The sequence below is a fragment of the Streptomyces sp. NPDC111507 genome (genome assembly GCF_055638955.1).
This window is the reverse complement of sequence record NZ_JBVKBU010000005.1, coordinates 623,844-637,076: the sequence shown is the minus strand read 5'-3', so window position 1 is coordinate 637,076 and position 13,233 is coordinate 623,844. Positions and strand designations below refer to the sequence as shown.

The 13,233-nt window shown below is 71.6% G+C and carries 9 protein-coding genes; 3 read left to right on the top strand and 6 right to left on the bottom strand.

Features of this window, described 5'->3' with window-relative positions; translation table 11 throughout:
* Positions 1-106: 106 nt before the first annotated feature.
* Positions 107-871: a crotonase/enoyl-CoA hydratase family protein gene (locus ACZ7M2_RS24080; RefSeq protein ID WP_471597026.1), complete on the bottom strand. Its 765-nt coding sequence runs from the start codon at positions 869-871 to the stop codon at positions 107-109.
* Between the two features lie 93 nt (positions 872-964).
* Complete coding sequence (locus ACZ7M2_RS24075) at positions 965-1,948, bottom strand: lysylphosphatidylglycerol synthase transmembrane domain-containing protein (RefSeq protein WP_471596989.1); 984 nt, start codon at positions 1,946-1,948, stop codon at positions 965-967.
* A 217-nt stretch (positions 1,949-2,165) separates the two neighbouring features.
* Between ACZ7M2_RS24075 and ACZ7M2_RS24070 the strand changes: the two genes are divergently transcribed.
* Positions 2,166-4,085: an ABC transporter ATP-binding protein gene (locus ACZ7M2_RS24070; protein WP_352049961.1), complete on the top strand. Its 1,920-nt coding sequence runs from the start codon at positions 2,166-2,168 to the stop codon at positions 4,083-4,085.
* Between the two features lie 22 nt (positions 4,086-4,107).
* Here ACZ7M2_RS24070 and ACZ7M2_RS24065 read toward each other — a convergent pair whose 3' ends face one another.
* On the bottom strand, positions 4,108-6,603 hold the full coding sequence (locus ACZ7M2_RS24065) for an MMPL family transporter (RefSeq protein WP_471596988.1): 2,496 nt from the start codon (positions 6,601-6,603) through the stop codon (positions 4,108-4,110).
* 103 nt (positions 6,604-6,706) lie between these two features.
* On the opposite strand from ACZ7M2_RS24065, the gene ACZ7M2_RS24060 reads away from it, so the two are divergent.
* On the top strand, positions 6,707-7,342 hold the full coding sequence (locus ACZ7M2_RS24060) for a TetR/AcrR family transcriptional regulator (RefSeq protein ID WP_471596987.1): 636 nt from the start codon (positions 6,707-6,709) through the stop codon (positions 7,340-7,342).
* 203 nt (positions 7,343-7,545) lie between these two features.
* Positions 7,546-9,663 carry an FUSC family protein gene (locus tag ACZ7M2_RS24055; RefSeq protein ID WP_471596986.1) on the top strand — a complete coding sequence of 706 codons (2,118 nt, stop codon included), beginning with the start codon at positions 7,546-7,548 and terminating at the stop codon, positions 9,661-9,663.
* 414 nt (positions 9,664-10,077) lie between these two features.
* On the opposite strand, the gene ACZ7M2_RS24050 is transcribed toward ACZ7M2_RS24055, so the two are convergent.
* From ACZ7M2_RS24050 to ACZ7M2_RS24040, 3 genes are all read right to left on the bottom strand, one after another.
* A complete protein-coding gene (locus tag ACZ7M2_RS24050) occupies positions 10,078-11,538 on the bottom strand; it encodes an MFS transporter (RefSeq protein ID WP_471596985.1) in 1,461 nt (486 codons plus the stop codon).
* Positions 11,539-11,825: 287 nt separating this feature from the next.
* Complete coding sequence (locus ACZ7M2_RS24045) at positions 11,826-12,554, bottom strand: DNA-3-methyladenine glycosylase (RefSeq protein WP_471596984.1); 729 nt, start codon at positions 12,552-12,554, stop codon at positions 11,826-11,828.
* A 141-nt stretch (positions 12,555-12,695) separates the two neighbouring features.
* Positions 12,696-13,058, bottom strand: a complete 363-nt coding sequence (locus ACZ7M2_RS24040; RefSeq protein ID WP_471597025.1) for an aldo/keto reductase — start codon at positions 13,056-13,058, stop codon at positions 12,696-12,698.
* Between the last annotated feature and the right edge of the window lie 175 nt (positions 13,059-13,233).

Genomic DNA, 13,233 nt, shown 5'->3' with positions numbered 1-13,233 from the left:
CCCACCACACCTGTCGGTCCGTCACCAGGGTCTCGGCCGGGGCCGATCCGGTCGAGACCGACCCGATCGAGCCGAGGAGCCGCGATACGGCACAGGCCCCGTCCCACTACCTCGCCGTGAACGAGCCGTGCCGCCCGGCGCCCGACGCGAAGCGCGCGGCACCCTCCATGCCCTCGGCCAACACGTCCATGCCGTAACGGAGTTCGACACGCATGGCCGCCTCCTCGACCAGGCCCTCCTGGTCGAGGACCGACGCGCGGTCGCTGCGCAGGCAGGACTGGGGGAAGTCGGCGATGGCCGCGGCGAGTTCCTCGGCCTCGGCCCGGGCGCGGCCGGTCGGGACGAGCCGGTTGGCGAGGCCCATCTCGTACGCCTCGGCGGCCGGGACCGCGCGGCCGGTGAGGATCATGTCCATCGCACGGCTCGCGCCGATGAGCCGGGGGAGCCTTACGGTGCCGCCATCGATGAGCGGGACGCCCCAACGGCGGCAGAAGACGCCGAAGACGGCGTCCTGCTCGGCGACCCGCAGATCGCACCAGAGCGCCAGTTCCAGGCCGCCCGCCACGGCGTGCCCCGCGACCGCCGCGATGACCGGCTTGGACAGCCGCAGCCGGGTGGGACCCATCGGCCCGTCACCGTCCTCCGCGACGCTGTTGCCGTACTCGGTGCCGATCGCCTTGAGGTCCGCGCCGGCGCAGAACGTGCCGCCCTCACCCCAGAGCACCGCCACCCGGGCCGTCTCGTCCGCCTCGAACTCCCGGAAGGCGTCGGCGAGTTCGGCGGCGGTCGGCCCGTCCACGGCATTGCGGGCGGCGGGGCGGGAGAGGATGACCGTGGTGACGTACCCCTGGCGTTCGATCCGGACCGACATCGTGCTGCCCCTTCTCCCGGCCATGTACGCCTTCTCCTGAGCGGCGTACGGGGAGGTTACTCCGGAGCCTCCTGTGACGCGGATCCGTGGCGCTCAGATCACCTTGAGACGGACCAGCGCCCCCAGCGTCAGCGCCCCGGGCAGCAGCGGCACCCACACCGTGATGATCCGGTACGCCAGCACGACCGCCGTCACCACGGCCACCGGGCCGCCCGCCGCCACCAGCGCGACGATCAGCGCCGCCTCCACCGAACCGATGCCGCCCGGCGTGGGCACCATCGCGACGGCCGCCGTCGCCGCCAGATACGCGAGCGCCATGTGCAGCGGCGGCACCCCCAGGTCCATCGCCTCACCGACCGCGGTCAGCCCGGCGGCCTGCAGCAGCGGGAAGGCGAGCGATCCGCCCCACAGGGCGAGCGCGCGTGCCGGACGGGTGTGCACGGAGCGGGCCTCGCCGAGCGCGGTGCGCAGGAACGACAGCACGGCCCCGCGCAGCCGTCGCACGAGAAGAAGCGTCGCCACCGCGGCCAGGAGGAGCACTCCCGCGGCGAGAAGCAAGGGGCCGATCGCGCCCGAGGGGAGGAGGGATCCGATGTGCAGGGCTCCCGGGAACGCGATGAGCAGACCCACCAGGAGGGTCAGCCGGGCGATCGACTCCGCGAGCATGTAGAGCGCGAGCGCGGCGGAGGAGCGGGCGAGCGGGACGCCGCACACGGTCATGAAGCGCAGATTGACCGCGCCGGCGCCGAGACCGGTCGGCAGCAGATGGTTGGCCGCGCCCGCGGCGAACTGGGTGGCGAGCAGCCGACGCGCGGGCAGCCGCTGCATGACCGCGCCCTGCCGGGCGGAGGCCGCGGCGACCCAGGTCAGGCAGGTCGCGACGGCGGCCGCCAGCAGCCACGGCCACTCGGCCGAGCGCAGGTGGCCGAAGCCCTCCATGAGGACGGACCGATGCCGCGCCGCGACCACCAGGACGAGGGCGAGCGGGATCACGCACAGGACCGACCTGAGCGGGAAGCGTCGGGATCCTTGGGAGAATCCCTGGGGAAGCTTCTGGGGAAGTCGAACCGCTGTCACATCGGGAGAGGTTCTCCACGCCGCGCCAACGGGGGGTTGCGGGCGCGCGTCCGGCGGCTGACGTGCCGGGCAAGGTGCGGGAGGGGTCGTCGCCGTCGTGGGTGCCGTCATGGATTCCTTACTGTGTTCTTCACCGTGTCTTCGTTCTTCACTGTGTCTTCGTCCGGGAATTGTTGACCTCAACGATGCTTGAGGTCCTACGGTCACTCTCATGAGCATGGAGAGCACAGCCTGGACCCAGCTGTACAGCGTCATGAACGCGCAGCAGGAGCGCCGTCCCTTCGCCCGCGCGACCTTGCGTCGCATCGCCGCCTTCGCCCGTCCGCATCGCCGCCGTATCGGCCAGTTCGTGGTCCTCAGCGTGCTGACCGCGCTGCTGGCCGTCGCGACGCCGGTGCTCGCGGGGCGCGTCGTGGACGCCATCGTGTCCCGCGGCGACGAAGGCACCGTCATCCGCCTTGCCGTGCTCATCGCACTCATCGCGCTCGCCGAGGCGGCGCTCGGGCTCCTCGGCCGCTGGCTGTCGGCGACGCTCGGTGAGGGACTCATCCTCGATCTGCGGACGGCTGTGTTCGATCATGTGCAGCGCATGCCGGTCGCGTTCTTCACACGTACCCGTACGGGCGCGCTGGTCAGTCGACTCAACAACGACGTGATCGGCGCCCAACGCGCCTTCAGCAACACGCTGTCCGGAGTCGTCAGCAATCTCGTCACGCTGCTGCTCACCCTCGCCGTCATGCTCACCCTGTCCTGGCAGATCACGCTGCTCGCGCTGGTGCTGCTGCCGGTGTTCGTGGTGCCCGCACGGCGGACGGGCAGCCGGATGGCACGCCTGCAACGAGAGGCGGCGAACCTGAACGCGTCGATGGGCACCCGGATGACCGAGCGGTTCTCCGCGCCCGGCGCCACGCTCATCAAGCTCTTCGGGCGGCCCGAGGACGAGTCCGCCGAGTTCGCGGCGCGGGCCCGGCGGGTGCGGGACATCGGGGTGCGTACGGCGATGGCGCAGTCGGCGTTCATCACGGCCCTCACGCTGGTCTCCGCCCTGGCCCTGGCGCTCGTGTACGGGCTCGGCGGCTGGTTCGCACTGCGAGGCAGCCTGGAGCCGGGCGCCGTCGTCTCACTGGCGCTGCTGCTGACCCGCCTGTACGCGCCGCTCACCTCGCTCGCCGGGGCGCGCGTCGAGGTCATGAGCGCCCTGGTGAGCTTCGAGCGCGTCTTCGAGGTGCTCGACCTCAAGCCGCTCATCGAGGAGAAACCGGACGCCCGTACGGTCCCGGAAGGCCCGGCGGCCGTGGAGTTCCAGGACGTCCGCTTCGCCTACCCCTCCGCCGACAAGGTCTCCCTCGCCTCCCTCGAGGAGGTCGCCGCCCTCGACACCCGGGGCGGCGCCGAGGTCCTGCACGGCGTGTCCTTCCGCGCCGAACCCGGCCAGACCGTCGCCCTCGTCGGCTCCTCCGGTGCCGGCAAGTCGACCATCGCCCAACTGCTGCCGCGCCTGTACGACACCGACGGGGGCACCGTCCGCATCGGCGGCGTCGACGTCCGCGACCTGAGCGCCGAGTCGATGCGCGAGACCCTCGGCATGGTCACCCAGGACGGTCACCTGTTCCACGACTCGGTGCGCGCCAACCTGCTCCTGGCCCGCCCCTCCGCGACGGAGGACGACCTGTGGGACGTACTGCGCAGGTCCCGCCTCGAAGACCTCGTACGCTCCCTGCCCGACGGCCTCGACACCGTGGTCGGCGAGCGCGGCTACCGTCTCTCCGGCGGGGAGCGCCAGCGCATGACCATCGCCCGGCTGCTGCTCGCCCGCCAACGTGTCGTCATCCTCGACGAGGCCACCGCGCATCTGGACAACACCTCGGAGGCGGCTGTCCAGGAGGCGCTCACCGAGGCGCTGGAAGGGCGCACGGCCGTGGTGATCGCGCACCGGCTGTCCACCGTGCGGACCGCCGACGTGATCCTCGTCGTGGAGGCCGGACACATCGTGGAGCGGGGCACGCACGAGGAGTTGCTCACGGCGGAGGGCCGGTACGCGGAGCTGTACCGGACCCAGTTCAAGAAGGATCGGGAAGTCGGCAAGGACCGGGACGGCGTGGCGGAGGTCGCCGTCGCGGCGGAGGCGATCCCGTAGGACCGCCGGCAGGGAGGTGTCGTCAGTCGGCTGTCGACGGGGTGAGGGGTACGGATTCTGGTACGGCGTGGGCGGGGCGGAGCCGGTCGCCCTCGATGTCGAGGTCGGGAAGGCGCCGCTCCAGCCACTTCGGCAGCCACCAGGCCGCGTGCCGGGTCAGCGCCAGGACGGCCGGGACGAAGGTCATCCGGATGACGAACGCGTCGAGCAGGACACCGGCGGCGAGTGCGAAGGCGATCTGTTTCAGCATCGTGCTGTCGGAGGTGAGGAAGGCGGCGAAGACCGAGGTCATGATGAGGGCCGCGGCCGTCACGACCCGCCCGCTGTGCCGCGCGCCGCTGTGCACCGCGCCCAGCGGATTCCCGGTGCGGAGGTAGAACTCACGCATCCTCGAGACGAGGAACACCTCGTAGTCCATCGCGAGACCGAACAGCACGGCCAGCAGGATGATCGGCAGGAAGCTGCTGACCGGTCCGGTGGTGTCCACACCGATGAGGTTGCCGAGGTGGCCCAGTTGGAAGACGCCGACCGCCGCGCCGAGCGTCGCCGTGATCGAGAGGAGAAAGCCCGCCGCGGCCTTGAGGGGCACCACAAGTGAGCGGAAGACCAGGAGCAGCAGGAGCAGCGACAGCCCGATCACGACGGCGGCGAAGGGGATCAGCGCCGAGTTGAGCTTCGCGGCGACGTCGACGCTCACGGCGGTGCTGCCGGTGACCTGGACGGTGGCGCCGGTGTCCCGCAGGATCGCGGCCCGGTCGTCACGGAGGGAGGTGACCAGCGTCTTGGTCGCCGGGTCGCTGGGCGCACTGTCCGGTATCACCTGGATGAGCGCGGTGTGGGTGGCCGGGTTGGCCACGGGTTTGCCGACGGTGGCCACGTCGGGCAGCGCGCCGATGGTGGCGGCGACCCGCTGGGCGGCCGTGGTGGGGTCGGAGCTGTGGCTGGTGTCGGCCAGCACGAGGAGCGGGCCGTTGAACCCGGGCCCGAGCTTCTCGCCCACCCTGTCGAAGGCGATGCGCTGGGAGGAGGAGCTGGGCGCGGTGCCGTTGTCGGGCAGCGCGAGGCGCATGTCGTGAGCGGGCCAGGCCAGCGCGCCGAGGGAGGCCACCACCGCGACCAGGGTCAGCAGGGGGCGGCGGGTGACCAGCCGGAACCAGCGCTCGGCGGCGTTGGCGGCCGTGCCCACGACGTTGTCGCCGGTACGGCCTGCGGTGTCTTCGCTGGTACGGCCCGCGACCTGCTCGTCGGTACGGCTCACGACGTGCTCGTTGGTACGGCTCGCGGCGATCTCCCCGATACCGCCGGCGACATTGTCGGCGGTACCGCTCAGGACGTTATCCCCGCTAGCGCTCACGACGCCGTCGCCGGTACCGCTCAGAACGCTGTCCCCGCTAGCGCTCGCGACGCTGTCCCCGGTAGCGCTCGCGATCCTGTCGCCGGTGGCGCCCACGGCGTCCTCGCCCGCACCGCCGACGGCCTGCTCACGGCGCATCGCGCGGGAGCCCGGCCCGGGCGTCAGACGGGTGCCGGCGAAGCCGAGGATCGCGGGCAGCAGTGTGGTCGCGACCAGTACGGCGATCAGCACCGCGCCGGCGGCGGCCAGTCCCATGGCCGTCAGATAGGGGATGCCGACCACGGTGAGGCCGGTCATCGCGATGACCACGGTCAGCCCGGCGAACACCACGGCACTGCCCGCCGTGCCCACCGCCAGCGCGGCCGACTCCTCCGGCTCCATGCCGTGGGCGAGGTGGAACCGGTGTCGGCTGACGATGAACAGGGCGTAGTCGATGCCGACCGCGAGCCCGATCATCAGGGCCAGGCTCTGCGCGGTCGAGGAGATCGAGACGGTCCCGGTGAGCGACAGCGCACCGAAGATGGCCGTGGCGACACCGAAGAGCGCCGTGACGACGGGGATTCCGGCGGTCAGCAGGGAGCCGAAGGTCAGAGTGAGGATGACCAGGGCGACGCCGACGCCGATGATGTCGCTTCGGTGGGACTCCGACGGGGCGTTGCCGAACGCGGAGCCGCCGACGTCGACCCGCATGCCCTGCTGGTTCGCTCCGGCCACGGCGGACTTGAGCTCGTCCAGCGCGTTCGGCTCCAACGCGCTCTGCGGGACCTCGTAGCGCACCTGCGCGACGGCGGTGGTGCCGTCGGCGGAGACGGTGCGAGCGTCGAACGGGCTCACCACCTCGGCGACTTGGGGCGCGGACCCGGCCGCGTCCAGGGCGGCCCGGATACGGGCGCTGTCGGCCGGGGCGGTCACCTTCTGGCCGTCCGTCGCGGTGAACACGATCTGCGCGCTCGTGCCGGAGAAGGTGGGGAAGTCGGTCTTCATCCGGTCCAGGGCCCGTTGGGACTCGGAGCCGGGGATCGAGAAGGTGTTGTCGAGCTTGCCGGTGCCGCCGAAGGCCGCCATGCAGACCACGGCGGCCGCGACCAGCGCCAACCACAGGGCGAGTACGCGTCGTCGGCGGCGGAAGGCGAGGCGCCCGAGGCGGTGAAGGAAGGCGGGCATGGCGCTCCATGGTGAGAAAGCGGTCCCAAAAAACTGGCAGTCCTGCCACAATATCAAAGTGGCAGGACTGCCAAGTTCTCACGGGGCTGGGATACTTTGGGGTGTGGAGAGCGCGACAGAACCGGGACGCAGGGAACAGAACAAGCGGCGCACGCATGAGGCGCTGATCCACGCGGCGGCGCGGCTGTTCCAGGAAAACGGCTACGAGGCGACGACCGTGCGGGACATCGCCGCCGCCGCGGGCGTCGGGGAGCGGACCTTCTTCCGCTACTTCCCCTCCAAGGAGAGCCTGATCCTGCAGCACGTCCGGGACTTCATCCCGCTGCTGGAGGAGGCGATCCGGGCCCGCCCGCAGGGTGAAACCCCCCTCGCGGCCCTGCGCAACGCCGTTATGGAACTCGCCGGTCGCGACGACTGGGCCGCCGGGATCCTCCTCGCCGGACCGCAGCCCCTGTCGACCGCTCCGTCAGGGCGCGGCGAAAGCTTCCTCCTGTTCGACCTGGAGGAAGCCGTCGCATCGGCGTTCCTGGATCGCATGACGGTGGACGGTGCCGACCCGGCCGCGCCGGAAAGCGTGCTGCGGGCGTCCGTCCTGGCCCGCGCGGGAGTGGGCGTGCTGCGCGCCCTGCGACTCACCTACGCCCGCCTGCCGGAGGCGGCGCGCGACGAGATCCGCGTCCTCGACTTCGCCCACGCGGCCTTCGCGACGCTGACGGATGCGGAGGGGCGCACCTCGTAGGGCGCGCAAGCTATTGGCGAGCGAAGAGTGGTGAGCGGTCACGCGGTCCGGCTGAAGTGCGCGGCGATTCGGAGGCCGGAAGAACGAGACCGGTAACGGCGCAGCGGGTGGCAGCCACGCCGAGGCTGGCAGAGGATGAGAGCGCTGCTCCCGCCCCGCGCCGGAGCGCTGCTCCCGTGCCGCGCCGCCAAGGAGGCCCGGACATGCGCTGGTGGTCGTCTCTGATCACGATCGGCCGGGACGGGCTGCGCATTCAGCGGGCATTCGCCGCCCCGTCGGTGATCGCACGGGCCGTACTGGCCGTGCTGCTCGCCACGGTCCTCGGCCTGCTGCTGGACGACCCGGTCGCCGGGTCCATGGCCAGCGTCGGTGCTTTCATCTGCGGCATCGGTACGATGCTGAGCCCGCTGCGACACCCTGTGGTGAACGCGCTCGGGATGGCCGCGGCCTTCAGCGCAATGGCGGTGCTGGGGGCACTGGTGCAGGGCACCACCTGGCTGTTCCTGCTGCTGCTCGCGGTCGCGGCGTTCGCCACCGGGCTGTGGCGGACGCTGGGCGTCGCGCCCGGCATCCGGGGGTGTCTCGTGGCCATCGGGCTGATGATCACGGCCGATCTCGCTCCCGACGTACAGGGCGGCCTGATGATGGCCGGGTGGATCGCGGTCGGGACCGGACTCGTCGTGGTGGTGCAACTGATCCCGCCATACGGTCCGCGGTTCGCCGCCCAGCGCCGTGCCCTTGCGGCCCTGTACCAGTCGCTCGCCGAGACTTCGGCCGCGGCCGACTCCGCCGCCCTGGGCAGCTCCGCTCCGTTCACGGCGGCCCGGCAGGCTCTGGACGTGCTGCCGCAGTTCAGCCGGCCGACAGCGGCGGCCATGTTCGGACTGCTGGGAGAGGCCGAGCGCATTCGCCGGGCGCTGCACACCGTGCGGCTGACGGTGCCCGCGGCGGCAGCGGCCGGGAACCAGGAAGCACTGGCCGCCGCCGCGCAGGTGCTGGGCCATATCTCCCGTACGGTGGCCTCGGGCCGCGAGCACCGCACCCCCGAGGAAGTCCGCACCCTCCTGGAGGCGTGGGCGGCCGACTCGCCCGTGCCCGGCCGGCGCGACCTGGCCGCGCGGGTGCGGAACGCCGAGCAGCTGGCCCGGCGCTCGACCGACGACCTCCTCGGCGATGTACTGGAACCCCACGCCGAGGTGCCGGGCCTGTACTCGGGCACCCCCTCCGTGGCACGCACCGCCCGGCGGATCCGGGCGCAGTTGCGTCCCGAATCGCCGATCTTCCGCCACGCGGTGCGGCTCGCGGTGGGTGTCGTGGTCGCCGAGGTCATCGGCCGGTCGATCGGCGGGTGGGGTGGGCTGGGCATCTCCGCGCACGGCTTCTGGGTGGCCCTGACCACCATGCTGGTTCTCTTCCCCGAGTACGGACACACCCTCGTCCGCGGCTGGGGACGGGCGGCCGGGGCCGTTCTGGGCGGCCTCTTCGCCTGGGTGCTGTCCCTGCCGCCCTGGTCGCCCGTCGGCCTCGCGGTCGTGGCGGTGGTGCTGGCCGCTGCCTCGTTCGTGACCCTGCGGACCGGGCAGCTGATGCTCAACCTGTGGCTGACCACCTGGATCGTCTTTCTGGTCCACCACGTCGGCGGGCTGCCGGGGCCCACGGCGTGGGCCCGGGCCGCCGACACGGTGGTCGGCGCCGCGCTCGCCGTGCTCATCTTCCTGGTCTGGCCGACGTGGTCCACCCGGCGGGTGCCGGGCCTGCTCGCGGAGTGGCTGCGGGTGCAGGACAGGCTGCTGCCCGAACTGCTGACCGGCTACGCCGACGTAGGGGCGACCGACCCGGCGGCCGTCGACGCACTACGGGCGCGGTCACGGCAGGTCAGGGAGAACCTGGAGGCCGCGGTGGAGCAGTCGTACGCCGAGCCGGCCGAGCACCGCGGCCCCTGGTCGAGTGTGCAGCTGGCGCAGATCAGGACTCAGGTGTCCACGGTCGCCGGATGTGCCACCCTGCTGGGCGAACACCTCCCGCGTACCCCACAGGACACCGTGCCGGAGCTGACCGAACTGGTCGATCCGCTGCACGAACACCTCACCGCACTGGCCCGCGCCGCCGCCGGAGCCGAGACCGTGGCCCCGGGGGCCTTGCGGTCGGTCCTCGACTCCTTCGCCGCCCGCTCCGGCCTGCCGGCCGAGACGTCCGACGGCTCCGGCAGCACCGCGACCAGCCGCGCCGTCGCCCTGAGCACCGCAACCGTCGACGCCGTGGAGGCCCTGACCGCCACCGTCGCCTCCCGCTACCGCCCCCGTCGCCACGCGGCAGCCTGAAACTCGGCAGAGATCCGCAGAGAGCAGTCACCTGTCGAGTGGCGCGCGACGCGCCGGTCGCCCAGCCACTCGGTGAACGCCATGGCCTCCTTGCGGCCTGGGCCGTTGTCCGATCCCGCGCGCATGGGGCGCGGCGCGGTGGGACCGGCCCGGTCCCGACCCTGAGACGAGCCGTCGCCGTTTCATACCCGAACATCGCCGGTGCCGCAGGATGAGGTCTACGCCGATCCCCAAGAGCCACGGGAGGCAGCCGAGGGGAGCTCACACCCCGTCAGTGCCGCCGCCGCACGAACACCTGGTTCACCCTCGGCCTCTTCGAGCGTGGCCCCGCTGTGTCCCCTGACATGCGGCGGCAGCACCACCCCGCCGGGCCCGTCGTGGCCCCGGACTCTCGCTTTGGCCACCGGCGGCAAGTCAGACCACGCGCTGCCTGGCGTCGGCCCTCACCGTCGGAGTCTCGGTCGGCGTCGGGTGGATCCCGACGAAGCCGAGGAACGCGCCGAAGGCCGTCACGCCGGCGGCGATGGTGAAACTGAAGGCGTAACCGTGCGCGGCAGCGGTCGCCGGGTCGGCGCCCGCACGCTGCAGCACGGCGGCGTGGCCTGTGCCCAGTGAGACCAGGGCAGCCAGACCGATGGCACTGCCGATCTGCATGGACGCGTTGTTCATGCTGGTGGCGATGCCCACGTCCTCACCGGTGGCGCCGTCCACTCCGGCGACGGTGGATCCGACGAGGACGAGGCCGCCTCCCATCGGCACGAGGATCAGTCCGGGCAGCATGTCGGCCACATAGGTGCCGTGGTTGCTCAGCCCGGCAAGGAGAAGGTAGCCGACCGTGGTGACCGCGAGCCCTCCTCCGTTCAGGGCCCGCAGACCGAACCGGGGAAGCAGGCGTGGCGCCATCACGGTGGCGCTGAAAAGAATGACCAACCCGAACGGTACAAAGGCGAATCCGGTCGCGAGCGCGGAGAAGTGCAATATGCGCTGGGCATACAGGCTCAGCGAGAAGAACAGGGTGGCGAAGCCGACGTAGTAGCAGATGCGGACGGCGTTGGCGATGCTCCGGTTACGTGAGCGCAGGAACGCGAGGGGCACCAGGGGCTGGGCCACGTGGGCCTCCACCAGCACGAAACCGATCAAGCAGAGCACACCGATCCCGACGCAGCCCAGGACGGAGAACGTGAGCCATGCGTGGCTGTCCTTCTCCAGGAGGCCGAACACGACCAGGAGCAGACCGAGGGTGACCGTCACGGCGCCGAGGACATCAGGCCGACCGCGCTTGGTGGCCCGGCTTTCGGAGACGAGCTTGAAGGTGGCGAGAAACGCGAAGGCTGCGATGGGCAGATTGATGAAGAATATCCAACGCCAGGAGGCGATGGTGGTCAGCACGCCCGAGAGCACGACTCCCAGGGCCACGCCCACTCCGGCCAGGCCGCTCCAGATGGCCATGGCCCGTGCCCTTTCCTGCCGCTGTGTGAACAGCAGCGTCACCAGGGACAGGGCTGCCGGGCTGACGAGTGCCGCACCGACTCCCTGTACGAAGCGGCTGGCGATCAGTACACCGGCTTGCTGGGCCACTCCGGCGCTCGCCGACGACAGCGCGAAGATCGCCAAGCCGGTCAGGAAGAGACGTCTGCGGCCGAGCAGATCACCGAGGCGCCCGCCAAGCATCAGCAGCCCACCGTAGGTGACGGTGTAGCCGTTGACGACCCATGCCAGGCCCGTGGTCGTGAAACCGAGATCGTGCTGGATGGGGGGCAGCGCGACATTGACCACGGTCACATCAAGGAGCAGCATCACCTGGACCAGGCAGATGATCCCGAGCGCGCGCCACCTGCGCGGATCCGGTTCGGGAGTGGGACTGATCGGAGTCATCACTGATCGCCTTCTGTTCGGTCGGGCCGCCGTCGTGCCCCCAGGCGCCTTCTTGGGAGGCGAGGGAGCGAGCCTGCCCGGCCCACGGACTTTCCTGACGTGTTCAACGCGCAGGCCCCAGGTGTGCGTGGCCGCGGATAAGGACAGCGAAGGCGCACATCAGGTCTTCGCGCGGGCTCGTCGCCGATCTCCGGTGCCGGCACCGCAGCTAGCCTGAAACCCGTTCGGGTGCCGCCGCCTCCGAGCAGCGGCGGCGGCACCCGAGGGTGTCCCACGACGGCGGAGGGTCAGCCCTCCGCCCTCATCCGTTGGCGGTACCCCGGGTGCGGCCGATAGGGGCTGACGCTCGACTCGCCCAGCAACCAGAAGCGCCAGGGGTGCGAAGCAGCAGGACCGCCCACCCCGGTCCGCGGCCCTCGACCGACCCGCCCGGACGAGACGCCCCCGGCGGGCTCGGCGAGGAACAACTCCGCCGTCGCGTCGCATGCTGACTGCCCGTCATGACGCAGATCGGCGATGCCCAGCGCCCGGGCGAGGTTGGCCGGGCCACGCGCCAGGTCGCGCGCCCGCACCCCAGACCCCCGTCGTTCTTGCGCCGCGTCTGCTCCCTCCACGACGGTGCCCGCCCGGAGCAGCACCGAAGCGGGACGCCGCCCTGGTCCGCAGACGGCGTTCAGGCACCGATGCACCGCGTGCGTCCGGTACACATAGAAGGTTCCCGGAGCCCCGAACTCCGCTCGATTGGTCCGGTTAGGGCCCCGGAACGCGTGCGAGGCCGGATCGTCCGGCCCCTCGTACGCCTCCACCTCGGTGATACGCACCGCCGTCACACCGCGCTGCGAGCGGGAGACCACCAGAGCACCCAGGAGTTCGGGAGCCACCTCAAGGGCCGGCCGGTCGAAGAACTGCTCGCGCAAGGCGGGCCGCCCTGCCGATGCCGCCTCCGGCTCATCGAACGCCCGCAACTGCTCGTGATCGGGCCCCGCCGAGCCCGGGACCGCCCAGTTCTCCGTCAAGTCGCTGTCTCCTGTCGAGGTTCCGGGACGCCGGATGCGGCGCCCCACCACCCCAGCGCTCTCCTCGCGTCGCCCCATGGCCCGAGAAGCTGCCACAGGACGCTCGGATACGGACCTCGGAGCCCGACACCGCCGGCACCGTCAGATGCGGACGCCCCGTGCGATGAGATCCACCGGTTCGACGAGACCGGCCCCGGCCTCACCGGACCTCGGTCGACGGGAGGCCGTCCCCGCCCGCTCAAGCCCGACGACGTGGACGGCACCAACGCGGGCCCGGATGGCGTCGAGGTCGGCTGCGGGCAGCTGGATGTTTGCGGCGACCACGTTGGCGGCGAGGTATTTCGGGGTCCTGGTGCCCGGGACGGCCACGACGTGCGGGCCCTGGGCGACAAGCCGGGCGAGGGCGACCTGCGCAGGGGAGGCGTCGATCCGGTCGGCGACTTCGCGGACCTTGGCCGCGAAGTCGAGGTCGGCCCGCAGGTTGTCCTGCTGGAAGCACGGCAGACGCCGCCACCGGTCGTTCTGCGGCAGTTCGTCGAAGGAGGCGAAGCGGCGGCTTCGCCCACCTCAAGAACTGGCGGATGCTCACCGAACTCCGCACCGACCCCGCCCACGCGACCCGACTCCTCCGCGCCCCGCTCGTCCTCACGGACCTCGAAGTCGCCCGCTGGCCAGATGA

Bases quoted from the DNA above. Each gene is read 5' to 3' on its own strand.
- ACZ7M2_RS24065 (WP_471596988.1), bottom strand. From the start codon at position 6,603: ATGCCCGCCTTCCTTCACCGCCTCGGGCGCCTCGCCTTCCGCCGCCGA.
- ACZ7M2_RS24080 (WP_471597026.1), bottom strand. From the start codon at position 871: ATGTCGGTCCGGATCGAACGCCAGGGGTACGTCACCACGGTCATCCTC.
- ACZ7M2_RS24070 (WP_352049961.1), top strand. From the start codon at position 2,166: ATGGAGAGCACAGCCTGGACCCAGCTGTACAGCGTCATGAACGCGCAG.
- ACZ7M2_RS24055 (WP_471596986.1), top strand. From the start codon at position 7,546: ATGCGCTGGTGGTCGTCTCTGATCACGATCGGCCGGGACGGGCTGCGC.
- ACZ7M2_RS24050 (WP_471596985.1), bottom strand. From the start codon at position 11,538: ATGACTCCGATCAGTCCCACTCCCGAACCGGATCCGCGCAGGTGGCGC.